The sequence below is a fragment of the Pseudomonas sp. HMWF021 genome (genome assembly GCF_003061005.1).
Classification (GTDB): Bacteria; Pseudomonadota; Gammaproteobacteria; order Pseudomonadales; family Pseudomonadaceae; genus Aquipseudomonas.
In genome coordinates, this window is record NZ_QAIK01000027.1 from 36,741 (window position 1) to 63,219 (window position 26,479).

General features: G+C 61.0%; 24 protein-coding genes and 1 pseudogene. 13 read left to right on the forward strand and 12 right to left on the reverse strand.

Annotation, left to right across the window (positions count from 1 at the left end; genetic code table 11):
- Nucleotides 1–2,129 (forward strand): hypothetical protein (locus DBR18_RS02255; protein ID WP_108589185.1); only part of this gene is annotated, 2,129 nt, incomplete at its 5' end.
- Here the strand turns inward: DBR18_RS02255 and DBR18_RS02260 are convergent.
- Nucleotides 2,126–2,755, reverse strand: coding sequence for a LysE family translocator (locus tag DBR18_RS02260; protein WP_108589095.1), 630 nt, complete (start codon nt 2,753–2,755; stop codon nt 2,126–2,128). The two genes, DBR18_RS02255 and DBR18_RS02260, sit on opposite strands and share 4 nt — an antisense overlap.
- 144 nt (nt 2,756–2,899) lie before the next feature.
- On the opposite strand from DBR18_RS02260, the gene DBR18_RS02265 reads away from it, so the two are divergent.
- A complete protein-coding gene (locus tag DBR18_RS02265; RefSeq protein WP_007960832.1) occupies nt 2,900–3,373 on the forward strand; it encodes an Lrp/AsnC family transcriptional regulator in 474 nt (157 codons plus the stop codon).
- Between the two features lie 178 nt (nt 3,374–3,551).
- On the opposite strand, the gene lpdA is transcribed toward DBR18_RS02265, so the two are convergent.
- Nucleotides 3,552–4,952 (reverse strand): dihydrolipoyl dehydrogenase, encoded by a 1,401-nt coding sequence (gene lpdA / locus DBR18_RS02270; protein WP_108589096.1) that lies wholly within the window; start codon nt 4,950–4,952, stop codon nt 3,552–3,554.
- Nucleotides 4,953–5,162: 210 nt separating this feature from the next.
- Here lpdA and hflK (DBR18_RS02275) point away from each other — a divergent pair, with 210 nt between their 5' ends.
- The 5 genes from hflK (DBR18_RS02275) (at nt 5,163) to cfaB (ending at nt 12,494) form a co-directional block, all read left to right on the forward strand.
- Nucleotides 5,163–7,124: a protease modulator HflK gene (hflK, locus tag DBR18_RS02275; protein ID WP_108589097.1), complete on the forward strand. Its 1,962-nt coding sequence runs from the start codon at nt 5,163–5,165 to the stop codon at nt 7,122–7,124.
- Nucleotides 7,121–8,167 (forward strand): protease modulator HflC, encoded by a 1,047-nt coding sequence (gene hflC, locus DBR18_RS02280; RefSeq protein WP_108589098.1) that lies wholly within the window; start codon nt 7,121–7,123, stop codon nt 8,165–8,167. The genes hflK (DBR18_RS02275) and hflC overlap by 4 nt, the downstream gene beginning before the upstream one ends.
- Nucleotides 8,164–9,225, forward strand: coding sequence for a protease modulator HflK (hflK, locus tag DBR18_RS02285; protein ID WP_108589099.1), 1,062 nt, complete (start codon nt 8,164–8,166; stop codon nt 9,223–9,225). The genes hflC and hflK (DBR18_RS02285) overlap by 4 nt, the downstream gene beginning before the upstream one ends.
- Nucleotides 9,222–11,123 carry a heavy metal translocating P-type ATPase gene (locus tag DBR18_RS02290; RefSeq protein ID WP_108589100.1) on the forward strand — a complete coding sequence of 634 codons (1,902 nt, stop codon included), beginning with the start codon at nt 9,222–9,224 and terminating at the stop codon, nt 11,121–11,123. Before hflK (DBR18_RS02285) ends, DBR18_RS02290 begins: the two co-directional genes overlap by 4 nt.
- Nucleotides 11,124–11,306: 183 nt before the next feature.
- Complete coding sequence (gene cfaB, locus DBR18_RS02295) at nt 11,307–12,494, forward strand: C17 cyclopropane fatty acid synthase CfaB (protein WP_108589101.1); 1,188 nt, start codon at nt 11,307–11,309, stop codon at nt 12,492–12,494.
- Between the two features lie 40 nt (nt 12,495–12,534).
- Here the strand turns inward: cfaB and cls are convergent, their stop codons facing one another.
- Entirely contained in the window at nt 12,535–13,974 is a 1,440-nt protein-coding gene (gene cls, locus DBR18_RS02300; RefSeq protein ID WP_108589102.1) for a cardiolipin synthase, read from the reverse strand.
- A gap of 132 nt (nt 13,975–14,106) precedes the next feature.
- Here cls and DBR18_RS02305 point away from each other — a divergent pair, with 132 nt between their 5' ends.
- Nucleotides 14,107–14,625: a DUF3617 domain-containing protein gene (locus DBR18_RS02305; RefSeq protein WP_108589103.1), complete on the forward strand. Its 519-nt coding sequence runs from the start codon at nt 14,107–14,109 to the stop codon at nt 14,623–14,625.
- An 81-nt stretch (nt 14,626–14,706) separates the two neighbouring features.
- Here the strand turns inward: DBR18_RS02305 and DBR18_RS02310 are convergent.
- The 6 genes and pseudogenes from DBR18_RS02310 to folE2 all read right to left on the reverse strand — a co-directional run bounded on the left by DBR18_RS02310 (nt 14,707) and on the right by folE2 (nt 19,914).
- A pseudogene (locus DBR18_RS02310) lies at nt 14,707–16,039 on the reverse strand (dihydroorotase).
- A 3-nt stretch (nt 16,040–16,042) separates the two neighbouring features.
- Complete coding sequence (locus tag DBR18_RS02315) at nt 16,043–16,603, reverse strand: DapH/DapD/GlmU-related protein (RefSeq protein ID WP_108589104.1); 561 nt, start codon at nt 16,601–16,603, stop codon at nt 16,043–16,045.
- Nucleotides 16,600–17,475 (reverse strand): metal ABC transporter substrate-binding protein, encoded by an 876-nt coding sequence (locus DBR18_RS02320; RefSeq protein ID WP_108589105.1) that lies wholly within the window; start codon nt 17,473–17,475, stop codon nt 16,600–16,602. The genes DBR18_RS02315 and DBR18_RS02320 overlap by 4 nt, the downstream gene beginning before the upstream one ends.
- 11 nt (nt 17,476–17,486) lie before the next feature.
- Nucleotides 17,487–18,353 (reverse strand): metal ABC transporter permease, encoded by an 867-nt coding sequence (locus tag DBR18_RS02325; protein WP_108589106.1) that lies wholly within the window; start codon nt 18,351–18,353, stop codon nt 17,487–17,489.
- Nucleotides 18,353–19,021, reverse strand: coding sequence for a metal ABC transporter ATP-binding protein (locus DBR18_RS02330; RefSeq protein WP_108589107.1), 669 nt, complete (start codon nt 19,019–19,021; stop codon nt 18,353–18,355). Before DBR18_RS02330 ends, DBR18_RS02325 begins: the two co-directional genes overlap by 1 nt.
- Entirely contained in the window at nt 19,018–19,914 is an 897-nt protein-coding gene (gene folE2, locus DBR18_RS02335) for a GTP cyclohydrolase FolE2 (RefSeq protein WP_108589108.1), read from the reverse strand. Before folE2 ends, DBR18_RS02330 begins: the two co-directional genes overlap by 4 nt.
- An 84-nt stretch (nt 19,915–19,998) precedes the next feature.
- On the opposite strand from folE2, the gene DBR18_RS02340 reads away from it, so the two are divergent.
- Nucleotides 19,999–21,201, forward strand: coding sequence for an N-acetylmuramoyl-L-alanine amidase (locus DBR18_RS02340; protein WP_108589109.1), 1,203 nt, complete (start codon nt 19,999–20,001; stop codon nt 21,199–21,201).
- Here DBR18_RS02340 and DBR18_RS02345 read toward each other — a convergent pair.
- Complete coding sequence (locus DBR18_RS02345; RefSeq protein WP_108589110.1) at nt 21,198–21,575, reverse strand: glutamine synthetase; 378 nt, start codon at nt 21,573–21,575, stop codon at nt 21,198–21,200. The genes DBR18_RS02340 and DBR18_RS02345 overlap by 4 nt on opposite strands.
- 234 nt (nt 21,576–21,809) lie before the next feature.
- Between DBR18_RS02345 and zigA the strand changes: the two genes are divergently transcribed.
- Together zigA and DBR18_RS02355 are read left to right on the forward strand one after the other, a co-directional pair.
- Complete coding sequence (zigA, locus tag DBR18_RS02350; RefSeq protein WP_108589111.1) at nt 21,810–23,015, forward strand: zinc metallochaperone GTPase ZigA; 1,206 nt, start codon at nt 21,810–21,812, stop codon at nt 23,013–23,015.
- Complete coding sequence (locus DBR18_RS02355; RefSeq protein ID WP_108589112.1) at nt 23,015–23,665, forward strand: DUF1826 domain-containing protein; 651 nt, start codon at nt 23,015–23,017, stop codon at nt 23,663–23,665. The genes zigA and DBR18_RS02355 overlap by 1 nt, the downstream gene beginning before the upstream one ends.
- Before the next feature lie 3 nt (nt 23,666–23,668).
- Here the strand turns inward: DBR18_RS02355 and DBR18_RS02360 are convergent, their stop codons facing one another.
- Nucleotides 23,669–24,025 (reverse strand): NADH:ubiquinone oxidoreductase, encoded by a 357-nt coding sequence (locus DBR18_RS02360; RefSeq protein ID WP_108589113.1) that lies wholly within the window; start codon nt 24,023–24,025, stop codon nt 23,669–23,671.
- 28 nt (nt 24,026–24,053) lie between these two features.
- Here DBR18_RS02360 and DBR18_RS02365 point away from each other — a divergent pair, with 28 nt between their 5' ends.
- Nucleotides 24,054–25,025, forward strand: a complete 972-nt coding sequence (locus tag DBR18_RS02365; RefSeq protein ID WP_108589114.1) for a GTP-binding protein — start codon at nt 24,054–24,056, stop codon at nt 25,023–25,025.
- 1 nt (nt 25,026) lies between these two features.
- On the opposite strand, the gene DBR18_RS02370 is transcribed toward DBR18_RS02365, so the two are convergent.
- Nucleotides 25,027–25,440, reverse strand: a complete 414-nt coding sequence (locus DBR18_RS02370) for a DUF3301 domain-containing protein (RefSeq protein WP_108589115.1) — start codon at nt 25,438–25,440, stop codon at nt 25,027–25,029.
- 117 nt (nt 25,441–25,557) lie between these two features.
- On the opposite strand from DBR18_RS02370, the gene pdxY reads away from it, so the two are divergent.
- A complete protein-coding gene (gene pdxY / locus DBR18_RS02375; RefSeq protein WP_108589116.1) occupies nt 25,558–26,430 on the forward strand; it encodes a pyridoxal kinase PdxY in 873 nt (290 codons plus the stop codon).
- Nucleotides 26,431–26,479: the final 49 nt, after the last annotated feature.

Here is a 26,479-nt window from a genome sequence, read left to right on the forward strand (position 1 = left end):
TGACCCGTAATTGGCCCCGCCATCTGCTCTGCCTGAGCCTCAGCCTGCCGCTGGGTTCGGCGCTGGCCTGCGGCCCGGACTTTCCCATGCGCCTGCTCGACAATCGCGGGCAATCCCTGGCCGAGCTGCCGGAGGGCAACTTCAACTTCGAGATCAGCCGCCTGGGCAAAACCATCGCCGGGCTGAAGAACGTCACTGCTGCGACGCACAATCCCGACGACATGTACGGCGACGAGAACGAACCTGCGGCGGTTCGCGAGAAAGCCGAACAGGTCGGTCTGAGCGCCGAACAACAGGCGCTGGTCAAGCAATTGCGCGGTCTGACCGATGCGCGTCAGGTCGAGGCGCAGGGCGCCAGCCTGCCAGCGGAAATCCGTTTGTACGTGGCGGGCGCGGTGGCATTTGCCACGGGCGATCATCCCTTGGCGGTCGAGTATTTCAATAAAGTGCTGGCGCTGCCGGCCGATCAGCGCCCGCTGCGCAGCACCTGGGCTGCGTATTCCCTGGGCCGCACCTGGTTTGCCATGAGTGCCGAAGCAAGCGATGCCATCGAAGCGCTCGAGAATGCGCGCGAGGCCTTCCGCCAGGCCCGACAGATGAGCATCGATGGCTTGAGCGATCCGCTGGAGCTGGGGGTTGCCAGCCTCGGTGAAGAGGCACGGGTGCTGCGTACCGCCGGTGACTGGAACGGCGCCATCGAACTGTATGAAGCGCAGAACCTGCACGGTTCGGCCGTGGGTTATACCTCGCTGAAACAACTGATGAATGAACTGGCCGAACTGCCCGAGCCGCAACTGGCAAAGCTGCTGGAGCGCAAGGCTGTGCAGCAACTGGTTACCGCCTCGTTGATCAGCCGCATGGGCTGGTCATTCGACGAGCAACCGCCGAACGAGAAAAAACTGATCCAGCTGCTGCAGAACAGCACCCGTGGCAGCCTGGAAAACGCTGATCGACTGGCGGCGATGAATTACCAGCAAGGCGACTACGCCAGCGCCAAGGCTTTTCTCGAGAACGCCGGTGACGGCGGACTGGCTTGGTGGCTGCGGGCCAAACTGGCCGTGCGTGACGGCGATAAAAATGCCGCGGCTGCCGCTTATGCCAAAGCCGCGCAGGCCTTCCCGCAGACCGAGGATTGGGGTTACCGGCGCACTCCGGACTGGGACTTCGAAACCGTCCAGCCGAAATGCCGGGTCGAGGGCGAAAGCGCAATTCTGGCGCTGCAACGCGGCGAATACCTGCAAGCATTCGTGCAGTTGTATCGCAGCAACAGCATCTATTGGTTCGACGCGGCGACGGTGGCCGAGCGCGTGCTGACGGTCGATGAGCTCAAGCGTTATGTCGATGACAACGTGCCGGCACCACCGGCGCTGACCCAGCAGCAGCGCGACAACTACGTGCCGCTACCGGTCGCCGCTAGTCTGCGCAATCTGCTGGGACGACGCTTGCTGCGCGAGGGGCATTACGAGGAAGCGGTCGGCTATTTCGACAATCCCGATCTGCAGCACAAGGCCCGGCTCTACGGCGAGCAACGGATGAAAGCCGACGCTGCGTGGTGGCCTACCCGACGCGCCAGCGCCTTGTACAACGCGGCGTGGACCGCACGCGAGTGGGGCATGGATATTCTCGGCTACGAGATGGCGCCGGACTACGCCACGTTTGGCGGCAACTACAGCCTGGAAAACACCGAACTGAAAGTCGGGCCGCTGGTGGCCGAGGACGAAGTGAAGCGCCAGAAAGCCAGTGAAGCGCAGCCGGACGAGCGTTATCACTACCGTTTTGTCGCGACCGCGCTGGCCAGTCGGGCCGCTGATAATCTGCCGCACACCAGCCAGGCGTTTGCCGCGGTGTTGTGTAACGCCGCGGGTTTCAACAGCAGTCTGCAAGAGCAGAGCGCGCTGTATCGACGCTACGTCGATGAAGGCCCGTACGTGCCGTGGGCGGTGGACTTCGGCAACCAGTGCCCGTACCCGGATTTCGAAAACGCCGACAAGCGTTACGTGACCCAGGTGACCGACGCGGTGCGCAATTCGTTGCGTCCGTACAAGTGGCCGGTGGTCGGTGTCCTGTTGTTGATCAGTGCTGGTGTGCTGGTGTTGTTCAGTCGTCGGCGCAAGGCGCGCAAACCCTAGGCCTGCTGGATAAACGTCAGGCGTACGGCGAAGCCGATCAGCAGGCTGCCGAACAGCCATTGCTGGACGCGCTGGGCGGTTGGACTGTGTTGCAGCCAGCGGCCCAGCGCGGCGCCGGTCAGGGCGTAGGCGCTGTCGAACAGCAGCCCCACGCCCACCAGCAACACGCCGAGGGTGGCAAATTGGGTCAGCACCGCTGCGCCGTCACTGACAATGAATTGCGGCAACAGCACCGAGCAGAACAGCAGCGCCTTGGGGTTGAGCAAATTGGTCAAAAGACCACGGCGAATCGCTTCGCGCCATTGTCCTTGGGTGTTCGTCACGGCAGTTGCAGTGAGGTTCGGCAACAACGTGCTGCGCAGGCATTGAACGCCGATCCACAGCAAGTACGCCGCGCCCGCCAGACGCACCAGATCAAACGTCCACGGCGCCGCCTTGAACAGCGCGGCCAGACCCAGCGCCGCCAGCGCCACATGACAGCCCCGGGCAATCGCCAGACCGACGGCGGTCGCCAGTGCCGCGCCACGACCCTGACGGGCGCCGGTTTGCAGCAGCAGGATCATGTCCGGCCCGGGCAACAGGAAGACCACCGCCAGTGCCAGAAAAAACAACCCGATGTTTGCCATGTCGCCGCCCTTTCGTTGTCGATTCGGTGAGCAAAGTTTATGGCGCAAGGCCGGGGCAGGTGCTTGCGAAGTCAGCTTCAAAAAGCCTCGTGATTGGCATAACCTGCTTTCTTTTTGCGCCTTGACCATCAGGATCTGCCAACCATGAAACTCGACGCCTTTGATCGCAAGATTCTCGCCGCCCTGCAGCGCAACGGACGATTGAGCAACGTCGAGCTGGCGGACGAGATCGGCCTGTCGGCGTCACCGTGCCTGCGCCGGGTGCGGATGCTGGAGGAGGCCGGGGTGATTCGCGGTTACCAGGCCAACCTGGATCGCGATGAGGTGGGGCTGGGGCTGACGGTGTTCGTCGGGGTCAAGGTCGAACGCCACAACGATGAACAGGCGGAAGCCTTTTACGCAGCGGTCACGGCGCTGCCGGAAGTGATCTCGGCGTTTCTGGTATCGGGGGAGTCGGACTTTCTGTTGCAGGTGGTGGTGCCGGATTTGCGCGCGTATGACCGCTTTCTCAGCGGCTGCCTGCTGAAGCTGCCGGGCGTGAGTGATATTCGCAGCAACTTTGCGATTCACACGGTGAAGACGCCGGGGGCGTTGCCGTTGGGGCATCTGCCGCTGTAGAGCGGGTTGCTCCTTTCGCGAGCAGGCTCGCTCCCACATTCGACCGCAGTCCTCCTGCAGGAACACGGTCAACTGTGGGAGCTGGCTTGCCAGCGATAGCGGTGTGTCAGCGACCGCAACGGTTACAGGACTGACGCCATCGCTGGCAAGCCAGCTCCCACAGGGTTCGGGTGACCATCTACATCTGCGTCGCCATCCCCTCGACATTCATCGCCGCCTGGCGCAAGGCCTCGGAGCGGGTCGGGTGCGGATGACAGGTCAGCGCGATGTCTTCGGCCGAGGCGCTGAACTCCATGGCCACGCAGTATTCACCGATCATCTCGCTGACGCTCGGACCGACCAGGTGCACGCCGAGCACTTCATCCGTGCGTTCATCGGCGAGGACTTTGGCAAAGCCTTCGGTTTCGTGGTTGATCTTCGCCCGGCTGTTGGCGGTGAAGGGGAATTTGCCGACCTTGTAGGCGCGGCCTTCGGCCTTGAGCTGTTCTTCAGTCTTGCCGACCCTGGCCAGCTCGGGCCGGGTGTAGATGACGTTGGGAATCAGCTCGTAGTTGACCTCGCCGGCCTTGCCGACGATCTGTTCCACGCAGGCCATCGCTTCGTCTTCGGCCTTGTGCGCGAGCATCGGGCCGGACGTTACGTCACCGATCACCCACACGCCGGTTGCCTCGGTGCGGTGCTGGCGGTTGGCGAGCATGCCGCGCTTGTCGGTGCTCAGGCCGACGTTCTCCAGGCCCAGACCTTTGGTGTACGGGCGCCGGCCGATGGCGACCAGCACGTAGTCGGCTTCGAGCAATTCGGCGTTGCCACCGGCGGCGGGTTCAACGTTGAGCTGCACGCCGTTGGCCGAGGTGGTGGCGCTGGTGACCTTCGAACTCAACTTGAAGCTGATGCCTTGTTTGCTCAGCGAGCGTTGCAGGGTTTTGCCGGCCTCGCCATCAACGCCGGGGCAGATGCGGTCGAGGTATTCGACCACGGTTACCTGGGCGCCGAGACGCCGCCAGACTGAGCCGAGTTCGAGGCCGATCACCCCGGCGCCAATCACCACCAGATGCTTGGGCACTTCACCCAGCGACAGTGCGCCGGTGGAGTCGAGGATGCGTTGATTGTCGACCTCGACGCCAGGCAGAGGCGTGGGTTCGGAGCCGGTGGCGATAATGATGTCCTTGGCGCTCAGCTCGGTCTTGTTGTCTTGCGCGTCGGTCACCGTGACTTTGCCCGGACCATCGATGTGGCCCCAGCCCTTGATCCAGTCGACCTTGTTCTTGCGAAACAGAAATTCGATGCCTTTGGTCAGGCCGCCTACGCTCTCGTCTTTCTGTTTCATCATTTGCGCGAGGTTGAGCGTGGGTTTGACTTCGATGCCGAGGTTGGCGAATTCCGCACCCATGGCCGCGTCGTACAGCTCCGAAGCATGCAACAAGGCCTTGGACGGCATGCAACCGACGTTCAGGCAGGTGCCGCCGAGGGTGGCGCGACCTTCCACGCACGCGGCTTTCAGGCCCAGCTGGCCGGCGCGGATCGCCGCGTTATAACCACCGGGGCCGCCGCCCAGAATCACCACGTCGTAATTGCTCATGCTGTTACTCCAGGTTGGGAATACCGATCGCTGAAAATAGTAGGTGAATAAAATTACGAACGTAATATGTGCGTTTCCGGACATTTCGGTCAAGGCTTCAGGCAAGCGACAGGTTGCGCATCTTTAGATAAGCGTATTTGTGTACGAATATTTCACGGCTTTCGTTATATCGTAACGAATAAGCCGATGAATCAAAGGTGTTGGGGTGATATGCAAGTCGATCTGGATGTCGATGGCACGCAAGTGACCGGGTTGCCACGCTTTCAACAAGCGGCCACGCAGGGGCGACGATTGCGCCGCCTGGCCATCGGTCTCGGCGCATTGGCCGGGGCAGGGTGGGTGTTGGCGATGTTTATCGGGTTGTTTGCCGCGCAATCGATATGGCCGGCGTTGCTGGTGAATCTCGGTGCAGCGCTGCTGGTGCTGGTCGCCGGCCTGCAGTCGGCATGGTGGGTGACGCAATGGCGTGCGCGGGTCATGCATCCGCTCGCCCATGAGCCGTTGAGCGAAGTCGAGCAAACGGCAGCTGAGGGCTGGTACGAGCGGCTGCTGGAGCGTCTGAGTCAGCGCGGTTTGCATCTGCTGGGGCAGATTGGTGCGGCCACGTTGTGGCTGGGCGGGTGGTCGGTGCTGGTGATGATCGGCATCGAACAGGTCTGGAACCTGGCGTTACCGCCCGCAGCGGTGGGGCTGTCGGCCACCGTGGGCGCGGTACTGATGTTGCTGTTGGGGTTCGGCTTGCTGGTGCTGGAGCGGCAATTGGCTCAGGAGAATCCGGCGCAGTGGCCGGAGGCCGGCTCGCTCGCGCAACTGACACGCGTTGCAATTATCAGTCTGGTAGTGGGCGCGTTATGTCTGTTATTTGCCAGCGAGGCTTCCGTGTGGCCAGTGCGCCTTGCGGTGTTGATCGGAATCTTGCCGGGATTGGTCGCGATTGAGTTGCTATTGCGTGCTGTTCTTTCTGTATTTAGCCCGCGTCGTGAACAGTTGGAACCGACCCTGCTGGCACGCAGTTTTGTCGCCGACATGCTGCGCTGGCCGCCGCAACCGCTTATGGCTTTACAGCATGAATTGCACAACCGTTTCGGCATCGATCTGCGCCAGATCTGGGCGTTCAGCTACATGCGTCGCGCCTTTCTGCCGGTGCTGGCGCTGGTGGTTGCCGTCGGCTGGTTGCTGACCGGCATCCACGAAGTTCCGTTGCAAGGACGCGGCATTTACGAACGTTTCGGCAAACCGGTGCAAGTATTCGGCCCCGGATTGCACGCCGGTTTGCCATGGCCGCTGGGTCGTGTGCTCAGCGTCGAGAATGGCGTGGTGCACGAGTTGGCAACCAGCATCGGCGATGCGCCTGCGCCGACACAGGCTGACCCTGCCGAAGGCGCGGCGCCGATGAGCGCCAACCGTTTGTGGGATGCCAGCCACGTCAACGACAAATCCCAGGTGATCGCCAGCAGTCGTGGCGATCAGCAGAGCTTCCAGATCGTCAACATGGACGTGCGCTTCGTCTATCGCATCGGCCTGCGGGATCAGGACGCCTTGGCCGCCACCTACAACAACGCTGATGTGCCGACGCTGATCCGCAGTACCGCCAGCCGGATTCTGGTTCACGATTTTGCCTCGCGCACCCTCGACGCTTTGCTCGGTGCTGACCGGGTAGGGCTGGGCGAAGAAATCGGTCGTGCGGTACAAGGCGATCTGCAGAAGCTCAACAGCGGCGTGGAGATTCTCGCCACCGTGGTCGAAGCGATTCATCCGCCAGCCGGTGCGGCCAATGCTTATCACAGCGTGCAAGCAGCACAGATCGGCGCGCAGGCGTTGATCTCCCGTGAGCGCGGCGCTGCGGCAGAAGCCAGTAATCAGGCGCAATTGCAGGCTAGCCTGGCCCGCGATCAGGCCAGTGCCAGCGCCCGTGAAGTCAACGCGACGGCGCAGGCGGCAGACCTGAAGTTCAGCGCTGAGCAGAAAGCCTATGCCAGCGCTGGCCAGGCATTCGTGCTCGAGCAATATCTGAGTCAGCTCAGCCTCGGTCTGAGCAAGGCCAGACTGTTGGTACTCGACCACCGTTTAGGCGGCAGCAGCAATGCGCCGACCATCGACCTGCGTACGTTCACGCTGCCGGCTGATCCGACGCCCGCGCGCACCACCGCTCAACCAGGAGTTGCCCCTTGAGCCAGTCGCACACTCACGATTCCCATGACCACAGCGGCCACGATCACGGCCACGCCGGGCATCACCATCATCATGGGCATCATCACCATCACCACGGCGCGCCGGAAGAGGCGGGACCGTTCCCTTGGCGGCGGATCGGCTGGGCGGTGTTGCTGGTGGCGTTTGCCATCGCGGCGGCGAGCCTTGTGCAAGTGCGCTCGGGTGAAGCCACGGTCATCACCCGTTTCGGCAATCCTTCACGGGTGCTGCTTGAACCCGGTTTGAGCTGGCGCTGGCCGGCGCCTTTCGAAGCGGCGATCCCGGTGGATCTGCGCCTGCGCACCACCTCCAGCGGTTTGCAGGATGTCGGCACTCGCGACGGTTTGCGCATCATCGTTCAGGCCTACGTGGCGTGGCAGGTGCAGGGCGACCCGGATAACGTGCAGCGCTTCATGCGTGCGGTGCAGAATCAGCCGGACGAAGCGGCGCGGCAGATTCGCACGTTTGTAGGCTCGGCGCTGGAAACCACCGCCAGCAGTTTTGATTTGGCGGATCTGGTAAATACCGATGCCAGCAAAGTGCGTATCGCCGATTTTGAAGCGCAACTGCGTCAGCAGATCGATCAACAACTGCTTGCCACTTACGGTGTGCGCGTGGTGCAGGTGGGTGTCGAACGTCTGACCTTGCCTTCGGTCACACTCACGGCCACGGTCGACCGGATGCGCGCCGAGCGTGAAACAATCGCCACCGAACGCACCGCCATCGGCAAGCGTGAAGCCGCGCAAATTCGTTCTGCTGCCGAGCGCGATGCACGAATCGTTCAGGCCGACGCGACAGTTAAAGCTGCAGAAATCGAAGCGCAATCCCGAGTCGAAGCGGCGCAAATTTATGGCCGTGCCTACGCTGGATCGCCGCAGTTGTACAACCTGCTGCGGTCGCTGGACACTTTGGGCACCATCGTTACGCCGGATACCAAGCTGATTCTGCGCACCGACGCTGCGCCGTTCCGGGTATTGGTGGACGGCCCGCCGAATGTCGAAAACAAATCCGGATCGCAGCCATGAGTGATGAAGTTCCACGTGGAACACATTCGCTGAGCAGTCCGTGGATTCAGGCCGGACGCCTGGCGTTTTTTGCCTTGTACGCGGTCACGGTGTTGGCCGCGTTAGCCTGGGCGTTTTCCAATGTGCGGCAGATCGATCCGCAGAATCGCGCCGTGGTCCTGCACTTTGGCGCACTGGAACGCATCCAGAATGCCGGGCTGCTACTGGCCTGGCCGCAGCCATTCGAGCAGGTGGTGCTGCTACCGGCAGCGGATCGGGTGATTGAGCGCCGGGTTGAAAATCTGCTGCGCAGCAGTGAGGCGATCAAGGCCGACCGGGTTGCAACCTTTGCCACCCCTTTGAGCGATGCGCTGGCCGGCTCCGGCTATTTGCTGACTGGCGACGCCGGCGTCGTTCAGCTGGATGTGCGTGTGTTTTACAAAGTCACCGATCCCTATGACTTCGTGTTGCAAGGCGATCATGTGCTGCCGGCACTGGATCGGCTGGTCACCCGCAGCGCTGTGGCTTTGACCGCCGCCCGGGATCTGGACACGATTCTGGTTGCCCGACCGGAGTTGATCGGCGCCGATAACCAGGCGGCCGAACGTCGCGAACGACTGCGCGGTGATCTGGTGCAAGGCATCAACAAGCGCCTGGCTGAACTGAAAGCGAGCGGGCAGGGCATCGGCATCGAAGTGGCGCGGGTCGACGTTCAGTCGAGTCTGCCGGACCCTGCGGTCAGCGCTTTCAATGCTGTTCTGACCGCCAGTCAGCAAGCCGATAAAGCAGTTGCCAACGCACGCACCGAGGCGGAAAAACTCACCCAGACCGCCAACGAGCACGCCGATCGCACCCTGCAATTGGCCCATGCGCAGGCCGGCGAGCGGCTGGCGAAAGCCTCCGCCGACACCGCCACGGTGCTGAGCCTGGCCAAGGCTCAACTGCAAGGCACCGACCCGCAGATGCTGCTGCGCTTGTACCGCGAACGCATGCCGAAGATTCTCGGCCAGGCCGGTTCCGTGACCACGGTCGATCCGAAAGACGATTCCCGCCTGATCATTCAGGGAGCCAGTAAATGACTGCGACCACAGCCACACCGAGCCTGTTGTCCTCGGCCGAACAGCGCCGCGCTGCCCGACAATTGACTTTGGCGATGCTCGCCCTCGGCTTGCTCGGCCTCGGGCTGATCTGGCGCTGGCTGGTCCCGGAGCAAACCGGAGTCAGTCAGTTGCTGCTGGGTTTCGCCTCTTTATTGGTGGCGGTGCCGGTGATGCGTTCGGCGTGGTACAGCCTGCGTTATCCGAGCCTGCACGGCATCACCGATCAACTGATTGCGCTGGCGATGCTCGGTGCGTGGGCGACCGGGGATCTGCTGACCGCCGCACTATTACCCATCATCATGATCTTCGGCCACGTGCTGGAAGAGCGCAGCGTGATCGGTTCGCAGGAAGCGATCCACGCCCTCGGCCAGTTGACCCGCAGCCACGCGCGCAAGATTCAGGCGGACGGTTCGATTATCGAAGTCGATAACGGCACGCTCAAGCCCGGCGACACGTTAGAGGTGCGCGCCGGGGATCGGGTGCCAGCGGATGGCCGGGTGTTGTTCGGCCAGGCAAGCCTCGACACGGCATTGATCACCGGCGAGTCGGTGCCGGTGGAAACGGCGGTGGGCATGACGGTGTTCGGCGGCGCGATCAACCTCGACGGCTTGCTGCGCATTGAGGTGACCCGCACCGGCGATCAATCGACGCTGGGTAAAGTCATCGCACTGATGCAGAACGCCGAACGCTCGAAGCCACCCATCACCCGTTTGCTTGAACGTTATGCCGGCAGCTACATGGTGCTGGTGTTGTTGCTGGCAGCGGTGACCTGGTTTGTCACCCATGACGCGCAAGCCATGCTCGCGGTGTTGGTGGCGGCATGTCCTTGCGCTTTGGTGCTCTCTGCGCCGGCCACGGCAATTGCCGGAGTGGCGGTCGCGGCGCGCCACGGCATTCTGATTCGCAGTTCAGCGTTTCTTGAGGAGTTGGCAGACCTTACTTCGCTGGTGGTCGACAAGACCGGCACTCTGACCTACGGCACCTTGCGTTTGCAATCGATCAACAGCCCGCGTCTGGAAGCGTCTACGGTGATGGCACTGGCAGCCAGTCTCGGCGCGGCCAGCAGCCACCCTGTCAGCCGCGCGCTGGCGGGGTTGGTCAGTCAGGAACAGAGCCTTCCGCTGACGGACATTCACGAGCGCCAGGGTCTGGGTGTCGTGGCCATGACCGCGCAGGGCGAGGCGGCGCTGGGGCGTCCCGAACTGTTCGCGCAACTGGGTATTGTCACCACCCGCGTCCCCGAACATGACGGGCCGATTGCCGGGTTGGCGTTGAATGGGGAGTTCGTCGCTTGGCTGCTGCTGGCCGACAGCGTCAAACCGGAAGCGCGTTTTGCTCTCAATGAATTGCGTGAACTGGGCCTGGGCCGTCAGTTGCTGCTGACCGGTGACCGCCAGAGTGTCGCGCAGACGCTGGCTCGCGAAGTGGGGCTGCAAGAGGTCGAAGCCCAGGCGTTGCCCGAGGACAAACTCAACCGCGTGCTCAAGGAAATCGCCACTGGGTTCCGGCCGATGGTGGTGGGGGATGGCATCAATGACTCGCTGGCGCTCAAGGCCGGTGTGGTGGGTGTGGCGATGGGCGCGGGCGGTGCCGACATTGCGCTGGCTTCGGCGGATATCGTCCTGATTGGCAGTGACCTGCGCCGCCTCGGCACCTGTGTGCGCCTGAGCCGGCAGTGCCGCAAGACTTTGCAAGTCAACGTGATCATCGGACTGGGCTGGACGCTGGCGATTGTCATCTTCGCCGCCTTCGGCTGGCTCGGCGCTGCCGGGGCGATGATTGCAGCGTTGCTGCACAATCTAAGTACATTGCTGGTGTTGGGCAATGCCGGCCGCTTGCTGCGGTTTCAGGAGCCATTGTTGAAACTTCAGGACTAGCTCACGCAATTTTGCGAACTGTCGAGGCGCGAAGCAGTCATCTGTGAAGGTGCTCTTGCCCGGGGCGCACTGGCGCCCTTGGGCCATCGCGGCTCATAGGGGCGGACTATCAAATCGATAGCCTGCTATTTTTCAAGGATGGTCTACCCTCAGATCTGACGTCTGAAACAAGGGGGATTTTCCATGCTCGCGCAACTTCCACCGGCCTTGCAGAATTTGCAGCTTCCACTTCGCCTGCGACTCTGGGACGGCCATGAGTTCAATCTGGGCCCGGCGCCCAGCGTTACCATCGTGGTCAAGGACCCGACGATGGTCACCCAGTTCACCCATCCAAGCCTTGACGCGCTGGGGGCGGCGTTTGTCGAAGGCAAGCTCGAACTGGAGGGCTCGATCAGCGAAGTCATCCGGGTTTGCGATGAATTGAGCAGTGCCTTGCTCGACGAGGATGAAGGCGCCCAGCCTGTGCGAGCGGTGCACGACAAGGAAACCGACGCCAAAGCCATTTCCTATCACTACGACCTGTCCAACGAGTTCTACCAGCTGTGGCTGGACAGCGACATGGCGTATTCCTGCGCCTATTTTGAAACCGGCAGTGAAACCCTCGAGCAAGCGCAACAGGCCAAGTTCCGGCACCTGTGTCGCAAGCTGCGTCTGCAGCCCGGCGATTACCTGCTGGATGTCGGCTGCGGTTGGGGTGGGCTGGCGCGTTTTGCCGCACGGGAATTCGGCGCCAAAGTGTTCGGCATCACCCTGAGCAAGGAACAACTGGCACTGGCCCGCGAGCGCGTCAAAGCCGAGGGCCTGGAAGATCAGGTTGAACTGCAACTGCTCGACTACCGCGATCTGCCCCAGGACGGGCGTTTCGACAAAGTGGTCAGCGTCGGCATGTTCGAACACGTCGGCCACGCCAACCTCGCCGAATACTGCAAAGTCCTGTTTGGCGCGGTGAAAGAGGGCGGTCTGGTGATGAACCACGGCATCACCGCCAAACACACCGATGGCCGCCCGGTCGGGCGTGGCGCCGGGGATTTCATCGAGAAATATGTATTCCCCAATGGCGAACTGCCGCACCTGGCAATGATCTCGGCCGAGATCAGCGAAGCGGGGCTGGAAATTGTCGACGTCGAAAGCCTGCGCCTGCATTACGCACGCACGCTGGACCACTGGAGTGAGCGGCTGGAGGACAACCTCGAAGCTGCGGCGAAAATGGTGCCGGAACAGGCGCTGCGAATCTGGCGCCTGTATCTGGCCGGATGCGCTTACGCCTTTGCGCGGGGCTGGATCAATCTGCACCAGATCCTGGCAGTGAAAGCGCACGCCGATGGTAGCCATGAGTTGCCTTGGACGCGGGACGACATCTATCACCCGTAATGCCTGAGCGCCTCTCTCCCGCTGTGGGGAGAGGTGCTGGTCAGAGAATCGGGGAAATCAGCCGGGCGATCCGCATGCCGACCTGTTGCAGGCGATGGATCTCCCGGCTTTCTTCTTTGGCGACTTCGTAAGCCTGCTCGAAGTCAGCGTTGAGCATCTGTTCCACGCTGGCGGCGAAGTCGCTGTCGACGGTCAGCAACATCACTTCGAAATTCAGCCGGAACGAACGGTTATCCAGATTGGCGCTGCCGATGGCGCTGATTTCGCTGTCGATCAACACCACTTTCTGATGCAGGAACCCCGGCTCGTAGCGGAACACCCGCACGCCGGCGCGCACCGCTTCGAAGGCATACAGGCTGGACGCGGCGTAGACGATGCGGTGGTCGGGGCGCGATGGCAGCAGCAGACGCACATCGACGCCACGCAGAACCGCCAGACGCAACGCGGCGAACACGGCCTCATCGGGAATGAAGTATGGGCTGGTGATCCATACCCGCTCGGTCGCTGCGTGGATCGCTTCGACGAAGAACAGCGAACAGGTTTCGTAAGCGTCGGCCGGGCCGCTTGCCAGCAACTGGCAGAGCACACCGTCATCCGGGTAGACGTCCGGCAGGATCAACGGCGGCAATGCGCGCGCAGCCCAGAACCAGTCTTCGGCGAACGACTCCTGCATACAGGCCACCACCGGGCCGCGTACCTGAATGTGAGTATCACGCCAGGGCGCCAGCGGTGGTTTCTCGCCCATGTATTCATCGCCGACGTTGTGCCCGCCGACAAAACCGAGCACGCCATCGACCACGACGATTTTGCGGTGGTTGCGGAAATTTACCTGGAAGCGATTGAGCCAGCCGCTGCGCGTGGCGAAGGCTTTGACCTCGACACCGCCGTCGCGCAGCGCCTGCACATAACTGTGGGGCAGGGCGTGGCTGCCGATCCGGTCGTAAAGCAGATGGATCGCCACGCCTTCGGCGGCTTTTTTCAGCAACAGGTCGCGCAGGCGCTGACCGAGGCGGTCGTCGTGGATGATGAAGAACTGGATCAGCACGGCTTCGCGTGCCTGATCGATGGCCCGGAAAATCGCGTCAAAGGTTGCCTGGCCGTTCACCAGCAACTGCACTTCGTTGTTCGCCAGACACGGCATGCGCCCCAGCTTGGGCATGGCGCGCAGCGAGGCGTAGGCATTGGAGGCGCGGGCGGTGAGGGCTTCTTCGACCCACGGGCGCCAGTTCAGCTCGGAGATGGCCTGGCGCATCTGCTCGTTGGCCTGGCGCCGCGCCTTGATGTAACCGTCGAAGGTACTGCGACCGAATACCAGATAAGGGATGAGGGTCAGGTAGGGAATGAAAATAAGCGACAATGCCCAGGCGATCGAGCCTTGGGCGGTGCGTACGGTCAGCACCGCGTGGATCGCGGCGATCAGGCCGAGGGTATGTATCAGGGCAATCAGATAACCGAAAATGTGCGGTCCAAAATAATCCATGGGGCAACCTTGCTCCTGAAGATTCGATGCTTAACAGACCATGTTCCGCTGCGATTGTCGCTATTTAATTGGTGCATGAACCGAAGCAACCGGCCGACGTCTAACGGCCACTACTGATCAGGAGTTTTTTCGATGAACGTTCGTCTGCTGGGTTTGGCGCTGGGCCTGGGTTTGGCAATGCCGCTGGTTGCGCAGGCGCAAATGCTGCAGCCGGGGCTGTGGGAAATGACCTCGAGCAACGTCAAGGTCGATGACCAGCCCATGGATGTGCAATCGATCCTCGGCCAGTTGCAGGGCCAGATGACCCCGCAACAGCGCGCGGCGCTGGAGAAGAACGGGATCAACATCGGCGGCAAGGGCATTCGTGCCTGCCTGACGCCGCAGCAGGTGGCGACCAACGATATTCCGCTGGCCGATCCGCAGTCGGGCTGCAAACAGCAGATCACCGAACGCACCGGCAACCAGTGGAAATTCCACTTCAGTTGCCCGAAAGCACAAGGCACCGGTGTCGCCACGTTCCTCAGTGATCGTGAGTTCACCACTGTAGCCAACGGTACGTTCAATGCCATCGGCATTAACCAGAAGGGCAGTCTGGAAACCCGCGCGGTGTGGTTGGGTCAGGATTGCGGCACTGTGAAGCCGAGAGCTTAAAAGCTTCGCGAGCAAGCCCGCTCCCACAGGGCCAAGGTGATTCCTGTGGGAGCGAGCCTGCTCGCGAAGGCGTCTTGGTTGTCACCGCATAAACCGCAGCGCCAGCCCCTGACATCCGTCGTTGATACGCTGCTCCCGCCAGGCAATCTGCCCCGACACCAACGTGGTATTCACCCGATAGCGGAAAGTCTTGTCAGCAAACGGCGTCCACCCGCACTGTGACAGAATCGGCTGCCGCGACACTTCCAGAGCCGCTGGCTCAACCAGCACCAGATCCGCCCAATACCCTTCGCGCAAATAACCCCGATCCGGAATCGCAAACAGGTCCGCCACCCGGTGACTGGTTTTCGCCACCAGCGTGGTGATTGGCAGCACACCATCGGCCACCAGTTCCAGCAGTGCCGGCAAGGCGTGCTGCACCAGCGGCAAACCGGCAGGCGCTTCGGCATACGGGCGCTGCTTTTCTGCCCAGGTATGCGGTGCGTGATCGCTGCCGATGACGTCCAGTCGATTGATAAGTAACGCCGCGCGCAGGGCATCGCGGTCGGCTGGTGTCTTGATCGCCGAGTTGCATTTGATCAGGTTGCCGAGGGCTGGATAGTCGCGGTCATCGAACAGCAGATGATGCAGGCAGACTTCTGCGGTGATGTGCTTTTGCGCGAGCGGCTTGTCCTCGAACAACGCCAATTCGCGGGCGGTGGTCAGGTGCAGCACGTGCAGGCGAGTGCCGTGCCGTCTCGCCAGTTCCACTGCCAGCGACGAAGAGCGGTAGCAGGCGTCGGCATCGCGTATCAGCGCATGGATATTCGCCGGCAGCTGTTCGCCCAGGCGTTCGCGCAGCCGGGCAGCGTTGGCTTCGATGCTCGGCGTGTGTTCGCAGTGGGCCAGCAGAATCGTCGGCACTTCGGCGAACAGGCGTTCGAGAATCTGCGGATTATCCACCAGCAGGTTGCCGGTGGATGCACCCATGAACACTTTGACCCCGGCCACTTCGCAGGGAATTGAGTGCAGCCACCGTGTCGAGATTGTCCTGGCTCACACCGAAGTGGAAGCCGTAGTTAGCCACGGAATTGATCGCCGCTCGACGCTTTTTATCCGTCAGCGCTTCGAGGGTGAGGGTGGCCGGTCGAGTGTTGGGCATGTCCATGAAACTGGTGATGCCACCCGCCACCGCAGCGCGCGACTCGCTATGAATACTGCCCTTGGCCGGCGCTCCCGGTTCGCGAAAATGCACCTGGTCGTCAATCATCCCCGGCAACAGCCATTGACCGTTGGCGTCGATTTCCACGTGGGCATTCTCACCTTCGATGCTGCGCGCAATCTTGACGATACGGCCATGACTGACCAGCAGATCGCCATCGAACTCACGTTCTTCGTTGACCAGTCTGGCGTTGCGAATCAGCACGCTGCTCATGGTTCAGAACTCGTTCTGCAAGGCTTTGTAACCGCGCACCAGATCGACGTTGGTGCGCGCCACGTCTTCGGAAAACTCCGAGGCGCTGACACTCACCGGCGGGAACTGCGAGAGGTCGGTGTTGGGGCCGATGCGGGTGGTGGAGGGCACGTAAAACGCCTCCGGCAAATCTCGGCCGTCGACTACCGAGTTGTGTCGAACCACGCAGCCATCACCGACTGCGCAATTGAACAGCACACTGTTGAATCCGATGAATACCCGGTCGCCGACCACACATGGGCCATGCACGATCGAGCGGTGAGCGATCGAGGTGAATTCGCCGATGGTCACGGCGGCGCCGGATTTGGAGTGGATTACCACGCCATCCTGAATGTTCGAATTGGCGCCGATGATGATCGGTTCCATCTGGCCTGAAGCGTTCACTTCGTCAGCGCGGATCACCGCATAGGGGCCGACGAACACGTTCTCGCCGATGACCACTTTGCCGCAGATGATCGCGGTTTTGTCGACGTAGGCTGACTCGGCTATTTGTGGCAGATCGCCGGAAGGATTCTTGCGGATCATGGCTGGCTCAGCGCCTCGTAAAGGGTGTTGAGGTTGTATCGAAACAAGCCGGCGAAGGTGCTGGCCGGGCCGCTGGCGGCGAGGGCATCGGAGTACAGCGTGCCACCGATGTGCGCACCGCTCTCATCGGCGATCTGCTTGAGCAGGCGTGCGTCCTTGATGTTTTCCATGAACACCGCTTTGACCTTGGCCTGACGGATCTGGGTGATCAGCGCAGCGACTTCGGCAGCGGAAGGTTCGCGCTCGGTAGACAGACCTTGCGGCGCCATGAAGTCGATTCCGTAGGCCTGTCCGAGATAACCGAACGCATCGTGGCTGGTGACGATCTTGCGATTACCCGGCGGCAGGGAGCCAAGTTTGGCCTTGGCTTCGGCGAGCAGAGCGTAGATCTGTTTCAGGTAGGCCTGGCTGTTGCGTTGGTAGTCGGCCTTGTTTGCCGGATCCGCAGCGATCAGCGCCTTGGTGATGTTGGCGATGTACAGCTCGGTATTCGCCAGATTGTGCCAGGCGTGCGGGTCGGGCACGGTCTCGCCATCCTCATCCAGCGAGCGAGGAATCACGCCGCGGCTGGCACTGACGACCGTGGCTTTGGTCTCGGTGCTGGTCACCAGACGATCGAGCCACGGCTCGAAACCCAACCCGTTCTTGATGATCAGTCTGGCGTTGAGCAGCGCTTTGGCGTCATCGGGCGTCGGTTCGTAGGTGTGGGCATCGGCATCCGGGCCGACCATGTTGGAGATCTGGATATGCTCGCCGCCCACCTGATGCACCATGTCGGCGAGGATGCTGAAGCTGGTGACCACCGGCAATTTTTCCGCCGCCGACAACGACATCGACAGCATCAGGCTGAATAACACGAGTAAAACGCGCATCGGGAAACACCTCATTGGGATGTGAGCAAAGGCGGGCGGCGCAGCAGGCCGTGCACCGGTCCGAACACGACCGACAGCAGATAACCGATCCCTGCGACCAGCACGATGGCCGGACCACTGGGCAGCGAGTAATAGAACGAGATCAATAATCCGCACCACACCGAGAGGCAGCCGATGAGCGCCGAGATGGCAATCAGGGCAGGCAGGCGACGACTCCAGAACCGCGACGCGGCGGCGGGCAGCATCATCAGACCGACCACCATCAAGGCGCCGATGGCCTGGAAACCGATCACCAGATTCAGTACAACCAGCGTCAGGAACACACCGTGGGCGAGCGGCCCGAGCCGGCTGACGGTTTGCAAGAACAACGGGTCTAGCGTGTCGAGCAGCAGCGGTTTATAGATCAAGACCATGGCGACCAAGCTCAGTCCCGAGACCCACAACATGCCGGTGAGGGTCGGGCCATCGACGGCGAGTGCCGAGCCGAACAGCAAGTGCAGGAGGTCGAGGCGCTTGCCGGCGATGCCGAGAATCAGCACGCCACTGGCCAGCGAGATCGGATAGATCGCGGCGAGACTGGCGTCCTCACGCAGGCCTGTGCGGCGGGTGATCCATGCAGCCAGGCCGGCCATGCCCAATCCGGCGCCGAGACCGCCAAATGTCAGCGCCGGCAAACTGAGGCCGGCAAACCAGAATCCCAGCGCAGCACCGGGAAGGATGCCGTGAGCGACTGCATCGCCGATCAGGCTCATGCGCCGCAGGATCAGGAACACTCCAAGAGGCGCCGTGCTGCAGGCCAGGACCAACCCGCCGAGCAGGGCGCGGCGCATGAACACGAACTCGTTGAACGGTTGCCAGAACTGCGCGACAGCGTGCATCAGGCCACCTGCATATCGGGTGTTTGCTGGATCAGTTCGGCACTGGGACCGAACGTGCATTCACGGTTTTTGATCAATAGCGTCTGCGGGATGTGTTGGCGCACGGCGGCGAGGTCGTGGCACACCACTAACAATGTTCGCCCTTCGGCGTGCCAGGCGTGGATGTGCTGCCAGAGCAAATGCTGGCCCAGTTCATCGAGGGCGGCGTGGGGCTCATCGAGCAACAGTAGCGGGGCATCGGTCAGGGTAAGGCGAGCGAGCAGGGCGCGTTGCAATTCGCCTCCGGAAAGGGCCATCAGCGGACGCGCTCCCAGTCCGTTCAAGTGCCAGTTATCGAGTGCGTCAGCGAGACGTTGCGCGCGCAGTTTTGTTGATAAGCGCCGGCCCCAGAATCCGGCGGCTACCAGTTCTTCCAGGCTGATGGGGAACTGTCTGTCGAGATGCTGCTGTTGCGGCAGGAACGACAATCCACCCTGACGTGGAACACCGAGGGCGACTTGTCCCGACAAGGGTTTCTGCAGTCCGGCGATGACTTTCAGCAGGCTGCTTTTGCCGCAACCGTTGGCACCGACGATGGCGCTCAGACTGCCGCGTTCCAGATCGAGTGTCAGGGGGGAAGTCAGCGGTTGGCCTGGAGCACCCCAGCTCAAAGTCTGGCAGCGGATCATGCGAGTTCTCGGTGCCAGTGACTTTCGGCGACGGCATCGTGGGCGTGAAGGCTTTCAGCGTGAATGACTCGAATGTGAAAGCCACTGACGCCGGGGGAGCGGCGCAGAGCCAGATTCAGTCGCCGTGCGGCGTCTTCGCAGAACATTAGGTTCTGACCGTTGGCCAGAGCGAAGGCTTGTTCGTCAGCGCGTTTCACGGCGGTTTGCACGGCAGTGCCCAGGGCAGCCTCTGCATCGTTGATGATTACGCTAAGGGGCAGTTCGTCGATGAATTCATCCAGATGCATGCGTAGCCGCGCGGTGCTACGTTGGCTGTGTGGGGTGGCGACAATACCCTGGCTTGATCCAAGCCAAGTCAGGATTTCGGCATGCTGGAGTGCCTTGTTGGCAAAGTCGGTGATGAATTGCTGTTGGATCAACTGGCGTGCCAATGCTGCTGAGCAGGGGCAAGTCGAGGAGTAAGGCACGTCGATTTTCAGTTCCACGTGGAACATTTTGTTTTTCAGACTTGCTGAGATGCTCACTGGATAGCTTTTCCAACCGGCCAGCGGGCTGACTAATGCAGGTCTTTTCAACAGCATTTCGCTGTGGATAGTCAGGTAGGCGCTGTTGGATAAACCCTCATGGCTAGCCAGAAACTCCTCCAGTACCTGACGCAAAACGAACGGCGTGAGGTCTCGCTGCTCAAGACCTGCCAAAGCCAGGTACAGGCGCGACATGTGAATACCGCGCGCGTCATCGTCCTCCAGGCTCACGCCTGCATCAGCCTTTGCGTTCAGACGCTGGCCTTCCAGCACGATCGGCAGAGCAATGCCGCACATTCCCACCCAATCAAGGGGTAAGGCCTGGTGAGCGGCTTGGTTAGCAATATCCGGAAGTGTCAGCGAATTCATGTTCGGAACCATCGTGTTAATTGAATTGGATGTTACATTATAACAATTCAAATCACGATGCCTTTTTCATGAACGGGTTTTCATATGCACAGACGTCATCTGCTTAATCTGCTTCTCGCCAGCATGGCTTTTGCTTTCCCTTTCACTGTGTCGGGTGCGCAAATTCGCAACGCGCGGCTTTGGCGTTCGGATGAGAAGCTGCGGTTGGTGTTCGATCTGAGTGGTCCTGTACGCTACAAAGCCTTCTCCCTGAGCGCACCAGAGCGTTTGATTATTGACCTTTCCGGAGCGAGCCTGAGCGGGGATTTCAGTGAACTGGCGTTGGCGGGTACGGGAATACGGTCCATCCGCTCCGGGGTTTTTGGTCGCGAAGGGACGCGAATTGTCCTTGATCTAAACCAACCGATGCTATTGAACAGTTTTCTTCTGGCGCCTCAAGGTGACCAAGGGCACCGCCTGGTGCTCGATTTGGTGGACGCCAAACAGGTACCAAATAAAGCAATGGTTCCACGTGAAACACCTTCGAATGAGGCTCACCCCAGACGCGACATTATTGTTGTCGTTGATCCAGGCCACGGAGGCAAGGACCCGGGCGCGGTTGGTGCGAAGGGGATTCGGGAAAAAGACGTGGTGCTTTCCATCGCGCAATTGCTCGCTAAGCGGCTAAAAAGAGAAAAAGGCTTCGACGTGAGACTGGTGCGCAACGAAGACTTTTTCGTGCCACTTCGCAAACGCGTAGACATCGCACGTCAACACAAGGCAGACATGTTTATCTCGGTACATGCCGATGCCGCACCTCGCCTGACGGCGTCCGGTGCTTCGGTGTTCTGCTTGTCGCAGGGCGGCGCGACTTCAGCCACCGCGCGTTTTATGGCGCAGAGGGAAAACGGTGCCGATTTGCTTGGTGCCACAAGTCTGCTCAATCTCAAAGACAAGGATCCGATGCTCGCCGGGGTAATTCTGGACATGTCGATGAATGCCACCATCGCCGCCAGTCTGCAGCTCGGCAGCAACGTTCTCAGCAGCTTGGCAGGTATTACGAACCTGCATCAGAAGCGTGTGGAACAGGCCGGATTTGCCGTGTTGAAGTCGCCGGATGTGCCGTCGATTCTGGTGGAAACCGGGTTCATTTCCAATGCGCGCGACAGACAGCGGCTGGTCACTGCCCGTCATCAGCAAGCTATCGCCAACGGTCTTTTTGACGGTTTGCAGAGCTACTTTCAGAAGTATCCGCCAATCGACAGCTATATCGCCTGGCAGCAACAGCAGACAAAAGCGCAGGTTTAACAGCCGGTCATTCGATTGCAGGTGAACTTCGCACTGCTGCCGCCGGAGCTGGAGAAGCGATTGATCGTCGTCCAGCCGACCCGGCGGGTGTAGCCCACCCAGGCTTCCCCGTCAGACGCGATCCCGGTGAAGAACGTCAGTTGGCCGAAGCGGCTGTTGGTCTGCGCCCAATAGCGTTTGCCTTCCTTCTCAAACCCCCGCAGGTAAATCGTATTGCCCACGGTATTCACGCTGTAGGCGTTGCCTTGGGCATCGATGCAGGCCAACAGGTTTGCGCTGCGTGTGCAGCTGGCGAGTGCGGGAATTTGTCCCCAGGCATGGGTGCACGACAGTAACGCAAGACTTAGCAGCGAGCATTTCAGGGCGTTTCTCATCACGATTCCCAGTGAGCAGATGTCACGCAGCTTCCTGTGCTTTATCGGTTTGAGCAAGAACCGGGGCTGGCTTATTCATATTGTTATACTATAACATTAATCTCAATTCAGCTTGAGCGCGCCAATTTCAAGCGTCTGCTTCTACATATTGCTGTTTTGGAGCCACAGAACGCAGCGCGCTACGCCAAACCTGGCAAAAGCCCGTATTGGCTACCACCCGATGAGGATTATCCAATGTCATCAAAGCTTCCCGTGACCGTTCTTTCGGGCTTTCTCGGCGCCGGAAAAAGTACGCTTTTGAATTACGTACTACGTAATCGAGAAGGCTTGCGCGTCGCTGTCATCGTTAACGATATGAGCGAGATCAATATTGATGGCAGCGAAGTCCAGCGTGATGTCAGCTTGAACCGCGCCGAAGAAAAACTGGTAGAGATGAGTAACGGTTGTATCTGCTGTACGTTACGCGAGGACTTGCTCGAAGAGGTCAGCAAACTCGCCCGCGAAGGACGATTCGACTACCTGCTCATCGAGTCCACCGGTATCTCTGAGCCATTGCCGGTCGCTGAAACATTTACCTTCCGCGATGAGCACGGGCAAAGTCTTGCCGACGTCGCACAGCTCGACACCATGGTTACGGTAGTCGATGGTGTGAATTTCCTCCTCGATTATCAGGCTGCGCAGAGCCTCGCCTCCCGCGGCGAGACTTTGGGTGACGAAGACGAGCGCTCGATTACCGATTTGCTGATCGAACAAATCGAGTTCGCCGACGTACTGCTGATCAGCAAGATCGACCTCATCAGCCGTCAGGAGCGCGAAGAGCTGATGGCAATCCTCAAGCGCCTCAACGCCCAGGCGGAAATCATCCCGATGGTGATGGGTGAGGTGCCGCTGGAGAAGATCCTCAACACCGGGCGTTTCGATTTCGAAAAAGCCGCTCAAGCGCCGGGCTGGTTGCAGGAATTGCGCAGTGAGCACGTGCCGGAAACCACGGAATACGGTATCGCCTCGATGGCCTACCGCGCACGTCGCCCGTTTCATCCGCAGCGCTTCTTCAACTTCATCGATCGTCCGTGGACCAACGGCAAACTGCTGCGCTCCAAGGGCTATTTCTGGCTCGCCAGCAAACCCACCGACGCAGGCAGTTGGTCGCAGGCCGGCGGTCTGATGCGTCATGGTTTTGCCGGGCGCTGGTGGCGTTTCGTACCGAAAAGCCAATGGCCGCAGGATCAGGAAAGTACCGCAGCGATCATGGAAAACTGGACGAACAGTGTCGGAGATTGCCGTCAGGAGCTGGTTTTCATAGGCCAGAACATGGATTTCTTACAGCTCAGGTCAGAACTTGAGGCCTGCCTCCTCACGGACGAAGAGATGGCTGTCGGCGTGGGAGGTTGGCGCATGCTGCCTGACCCGTTCGGCCCTTGGCACGATGAGGCCGCCTGATGCTCGCGCTCAAATTGCAGCAAAATCGTGCCCGTTATCAGCATCAGGGGCCGACGCCCGAAACGCTGACGCGAATCCTCGCAGATGACGTCAATCTCGCAGTCTGGCAGCGTCAACTGCCGCTACACATCGCCGATTTCGCAGAGTTGCTGCTGTCGCTCAACGAGCCTTTGGCGGAGTCGCTCTGCATCGAATTGCCGACTGAAGACGCCGATCCGGATCTGAAAGGATTGGCCGCCGGGTTCCGTGATCTGCAAGGCTACGAAGGCTTCATCGCTGACCTGCAATGGCTGGTGAGTGCGTTCGCCTGTCTGCTGGGTGCACGGCGCATCGGCTTGCGTCTGCGGGTGCTGGATAAGGCCATGTGTCCGCGTTTTCACGTCGATCACGTGCCGGTTCGCTTGATCACCACGTATGGCGGAATCGGTAGTCAGTGGATCAAGGAAGGCGCAATGGATCGCGACCAATTGGGCCAGGCCAACGCCGAGCCGCAAGGCATGAGCCAGATCCAGCAACTCAAGCGCGGTGATGTGGCGCTATTGAAAGGCGAAAAGTGGCACGGCAACGAAGGTTTTGGGCTGATTCATCGCTCCCCGCAACCGGCGCCGGGTGAGCGACGGCTGCTGCTGACCCTCGACTGGCTAGGCTGAAGCTTACGGCTTGAGCCACTGGCCCTGGCTCTGGCCTTCGCAATACGGCTGCAGATACGCCGCGTCGGAGGCGACACCGTAATAGTGGATATCCTGGCGATAGGGCATATTGGCGACTTGCGCGTTGCTGCACACGCCGAACGCACCGCTCGGGCATTGATCGACGTACTGCACTTCGACTTTTTGCCCGGCCAGCGTCGGCTGGCAGAAGCCGTCGCTGAACAGTTTCGCGGGAATGCTGCGGTTCTGCTGGCAGACCTTGACGTCGAGCCGCTCACCCTGGCTGTGCACAACACAGGCTTGAGCCCAGGCTTCGCTCGACAGCACCATCAACAGCAACGACCATCCCATCCAACGCATGTCCAATCCCCTCAGAAAACGCCCAGCCATGTTGCAGAACATTCCTACCCATGTCATCGCCGGCCCTCTGGGCGCCGGCAAGACCAGCCTGATTCGCCAGCTCATGGCCCAGCGACCGGCAGGCGAGCGCTGGGCAGTGCTGATCAACGAGTTCGGCCAGATCGGCCTCGACGCCGCGCTGCTGACCCGCGACGCCGATGGTATCGCACTGGGCGAAGTCGCCGGAGGCTGTTTGTGTTGCGTAAATGGTGCGCCGTTTCAGATCGGCCTCGGCCGTTTGCTGCGCAAGGCCAGACCGGATCGGTTGTTCATCGAGCCGTCCGGGCTGGGCCATCCAGCGCAGTTGCTCAAGCAGTTAGGCGAGGCGCCGTGGCTGGGTGTACTGGCGCTGCAGCCCTGTGTGCTGGTGCTCGATGCCCAGGCGCTGGCCGCCGGCAAAGCATTGCCGCCCGCTCAGCAGGACGCCTTGGCCAGCGCTGGTCTGCTGTTGCTGAACAAGGCAGAAGGTCTGGACGAGGCTGTGCGGCAGACCATCGTGCAGCGTTTGCCGTCAGCGAGACTGATCTGGACCCAGCAGGCGCAACTGCCTTTGCACGCGTTGCCCGGCGCGGCTGCGCAAGCGGTGGCGGGTGCGGATAACCTCGTGGTGCCGCAGGGTGTGGGGGCGATTGCGGCGGTCTGGAGTGATCCGGCATCGCCGATCTGCCTGAGTCAGGCGCAGGAGGGTGGCTGGAGCATCGGCTGGCGCTGGCACCCTGGGCAGAAATTCGATACTCAACGCCTGAGCCTGTGGTTGAAGGCGCTGGGCTGGAGAAGAGCCAAACTGGTCATCCACAGCGAGCAGGGCTGGGTTTCGGCCAATGCTCTGGATAACGCCGAGCTGGAGTGGAAGCCCAGTGAGTGGCGCCGGGATTCGCGCATCGAGCTGATCTTTGCCGATGCGCAAAGTATCGATGATTTGCAGTCAGGCCTGACGCAATGCCGGGTGCAAACGGGTTAGCTCAAGGCTTCCACTTGTTGTGTTCCTGACGCCACTGGCTCAACTCGATCACTTCGGCCCGTGGACGAGTGACCTCGACCACCGGTGGCGTGTCGTCGAACGGAGCCGGGTAGGGCGCCAGTTCGATCGAAGCGCTGTGCGCGCCAAACTGGGTGATGGTGCCGTTGTGCCGGGTTTCACCGGTCACGGTGAACTCGAAGTTGTAGACCCGGGCCAGACGCCGCCGACCGCTGGCATCCTTGATCAAACCGATTTTCTTCAAGGCGACGTTGCCATCCAGCAACTCGACGCCGACGTTGATGCAATGCTGCTTGACCCGCTCCAGCGCCCGCTCGCGCAAGCCGTGGTTGTGCCATAGCCAGGCGCCGGCAGCGGCGAACAGCATCAGCACAAAGATGTTTTCGAGGGTCAGCATCAACAGGAAACTCCAAAAGATAGGCGCAGCTTAACTGCGTCGCCGGTCTGTCGTACAGGCTGTGTTTCGTCGCATACTGCGCGGCTTGAATTTCAATCGTTTTACGGAATAACCCGAATGAAACGTACGCCTCATCTGCTCGCCATCCAGTCCCATGTGGTCTTCGGCCACGCCGGCAACAGCGCCGCTGTGTTTCCGATGCAGCGGGTCGGGGTGAATGTCTGGCCGCTCAATACCGTGCAGTTTTCCAACCACACCCAGTACGGGCAGTGGGCCGGTGAAGTGCTGGCGCCGCATCAGATCCCCGAACTGGTCGAAGGCATCGCCGCCATCGGTGAGCTGGGCAATTGCGACGCGGTGCTCTCCGGTTATCTGGGCAGCGCGGCACAGGGCCGGGCGATTCTGCGGGGTGTCGAGCGCATCAAGTCGGTCAATCCGAAGGCGCTGTACCTGTGCGATCCGGTGATGGGCCATCCCGAGAAAGGCTGCAGTGTGCCGGCCGAAGTCAGCGATTTTCTGCTGGAAGAAGCGGCGGCGGTGGCAGACATCATGTGCCCGAATCAGCTGGAGCTGGACAGTTTCTCCGGACGCAAGCCGCAGTCGCTGTTCGATTGCCTGGCGATGGCCCGGGCGCTGCTGGCGCGTGGGCCGAAAGCAGTGCTGGTCAAGCATCTGGATTATCCGGGCAAACCGGCGGATGGCTTCGAGATGTTGTTGGTGACGGCTGACGAAAGCTGGCACCTGCGCCGTCCGTTGCTGGCGTTTCCGCGTCAGCCGGTGGGCGTGGGCGACCTGACGTCCGGGCTCTTCCTGGCGCGGGTGCTGTTGGGCGACAGTCTGGTGGCGGCGTTCGAGTTCACCGCAGCGGCGGTGCATGAGGTGCTGCTGGAGACACAGGCGTGTGCCAGCTATGAGCTGCAACTGGTCAGGGCGCAGGACCGGATTGCGCATCCGCGGGTGAAGTTCGAGGCGACGGCGATCAGTCTGTAACCAGCTAAAAGCAAAAAGATCGCAGCCTGCGGCAGCTCCTACAGGGTGA

What these genes read in the sequence shown, in the direction of transcription:
- DBR18_RS02355 (WP_108589112.1), top strand. Translation starts at nt 23,015, where the DNA reads ATGCTCGCGCTCAAATTGCAGCAAAATCGTGCCCGTTATCAGCATCAG.
- DBR18_RS02260 (WP_108589095.1), bottom strand. Translation starts at nt 2,755, where the DNA reads ATGGCAAACATCGGGTTGTTTTTTCTGGCACTGGCGGTGGTCTTCCTG.
- lpdA (WP_108589096.1), bottom strand. Translation starts at nt 4,952, where the DNA reads ATGAGCAATTACGACGTGGTGATTCTGGGCGGCGGCCCCGGTGGTTAT.
- DBR18_RS02365 (WP_108589114.1), top strand. Translation starts at nt 24,054, where the DNA reads ATGTTGCAGAACATTCCTACCCATGTCATCGCCGGCCCTCTGGGCGCC.
- zigA (WP_108589111.1), top strand. Translation starts at nt 21,810, where the DNA reads ATGTCATCAAAGCTTCCCGTGACCGTTCTTTCGGGCTTTCTCGGCGCC.
- DBR18_RS02370 (WP_108589115.1), bottom strand. Translation starts at nt 25,440, where the DNA reads ATGCTGACCCTCGAAAACATCTTTGTGCTGATGCTGTTCGCCGCTGCC.
- DBR18_RS02290 (WP_108589100.1), top strand. Translation starts at nt 9,222, where the DNA reads ATGACTGCGACCACAGCCACACCGAGCCTGTTGTCCTCGGCCGAACAG.
- DBR18_RS02360 (WP_108589113.1), bottom strand. Translation starts at nt 24,025, where the DNA reads ATGCGTTGGATGGGATGGTCGTTGCTGTTGATGGTGCTGTCGAGCGAA.
- DBR18_RS02265 (WP_007960832.1), top strand. Translation starts at nt 2,900, where the DNA reads ATGAAACTCGACGCCTTTGATCGCAAGATTCTCGCCGCCCTGCAGCGC.
- DBR18_RS02320 (WP_108589105.1), bottom strand. Translation starts at nt 17,475, where the DNA reads ATGCGCGTTTTACTCGTGTTATTCAGCCTGATGCTGTCGATGTCGTTG.
- cls (WP_108589102.1), bottom strand. Translation starts at nt 13,974, where the DNA reads ATGGATTATTTTGGACCGCACATTTTCGGTTATCTGATTGCCCTGATA.
- folE2 (WP_108589108.1), bottom strand. Translation starts at nt 19,914, where the DNA reads ATGAATTCGCTGACACTTCCGGATATTGCTAACCAAGCCGCTCACCAG.
- cfaB (WP_108589101.1), top strand. Translation starts at nt 11,307, where the DNA reads ATGCTCGCGCAACTTCCACCGGCCTTGCAGAATTTGCAGCTTCCACTT.
- DBR18_RS02340 (WP_108589109.1), top strand. Translation starts at nt 19,999, where the DNA reads ATGCACAGACGTCATCTGCTTAATCTGCTTCTCGCCAGCATGGCTTTT.
- DBR18_RS02315 (WP_108589104.1), bottom strand. Translation starts at nt 16,603, where the DNA reads ATGATCCGCAAGAATCCTTCCGGCGATCTGCCACAAATAGCCGAGTCA.
- DBR18_RS02305 (WP_108589103.1), top strand. Translation starts at nt 14,107, where the DNA reads ATGAACGTTCGTCTGCTGGGTTTGGCGCTGGGCCTGGGTTTGGCAATG.
- DBR18_RS02325 (WP_108589106.1), bottom strand. Translation starts at nt 18,353, where the DNA reads ATGCACGCTGTCGCGCAGTTCTGGCAACCGTTCAACGAGTTCGTGTTC.
- hflK (WP_108589097.1), top strand. Translation starts at nt 5,163, where the DNA reads ATGCAAGTCGATCTGGATGTCGATGGCACGCAAGTGACCGGGTTGCCA.
- hflK (WP_108589099.1), top strand. Translation starts at nt 8,164, where the DNA reads ATGAGTGATGAAGTTCCACGTGGAACACATTCGCTGAGCAGTCCGTGG.
- DBR18_RS02330 (WP_108589107.1), bottom strand. Translation starts at nt 19,021, where the DNA reads ATGATCCGCTGCCAGACTTTGAGCTGGGGTGCTCCAGGCCAACCGCTG.
- DBR18_RS02345 (WP_108589110.1), bottom strand. Translation starts at nt 21,575, where the DNA reads ATGAGAAACGCCCTGAAATGCTCGCTGCTAAGTCTTGCGTTACTGTCG.
- pdxY (WP_108589116.1), top strand. Translation starts at nt 25,558, where the DNA reads ATGAAACGTACGCCTCATCTGCTCGCCATCCAGTCCCATGTGGTCTTC.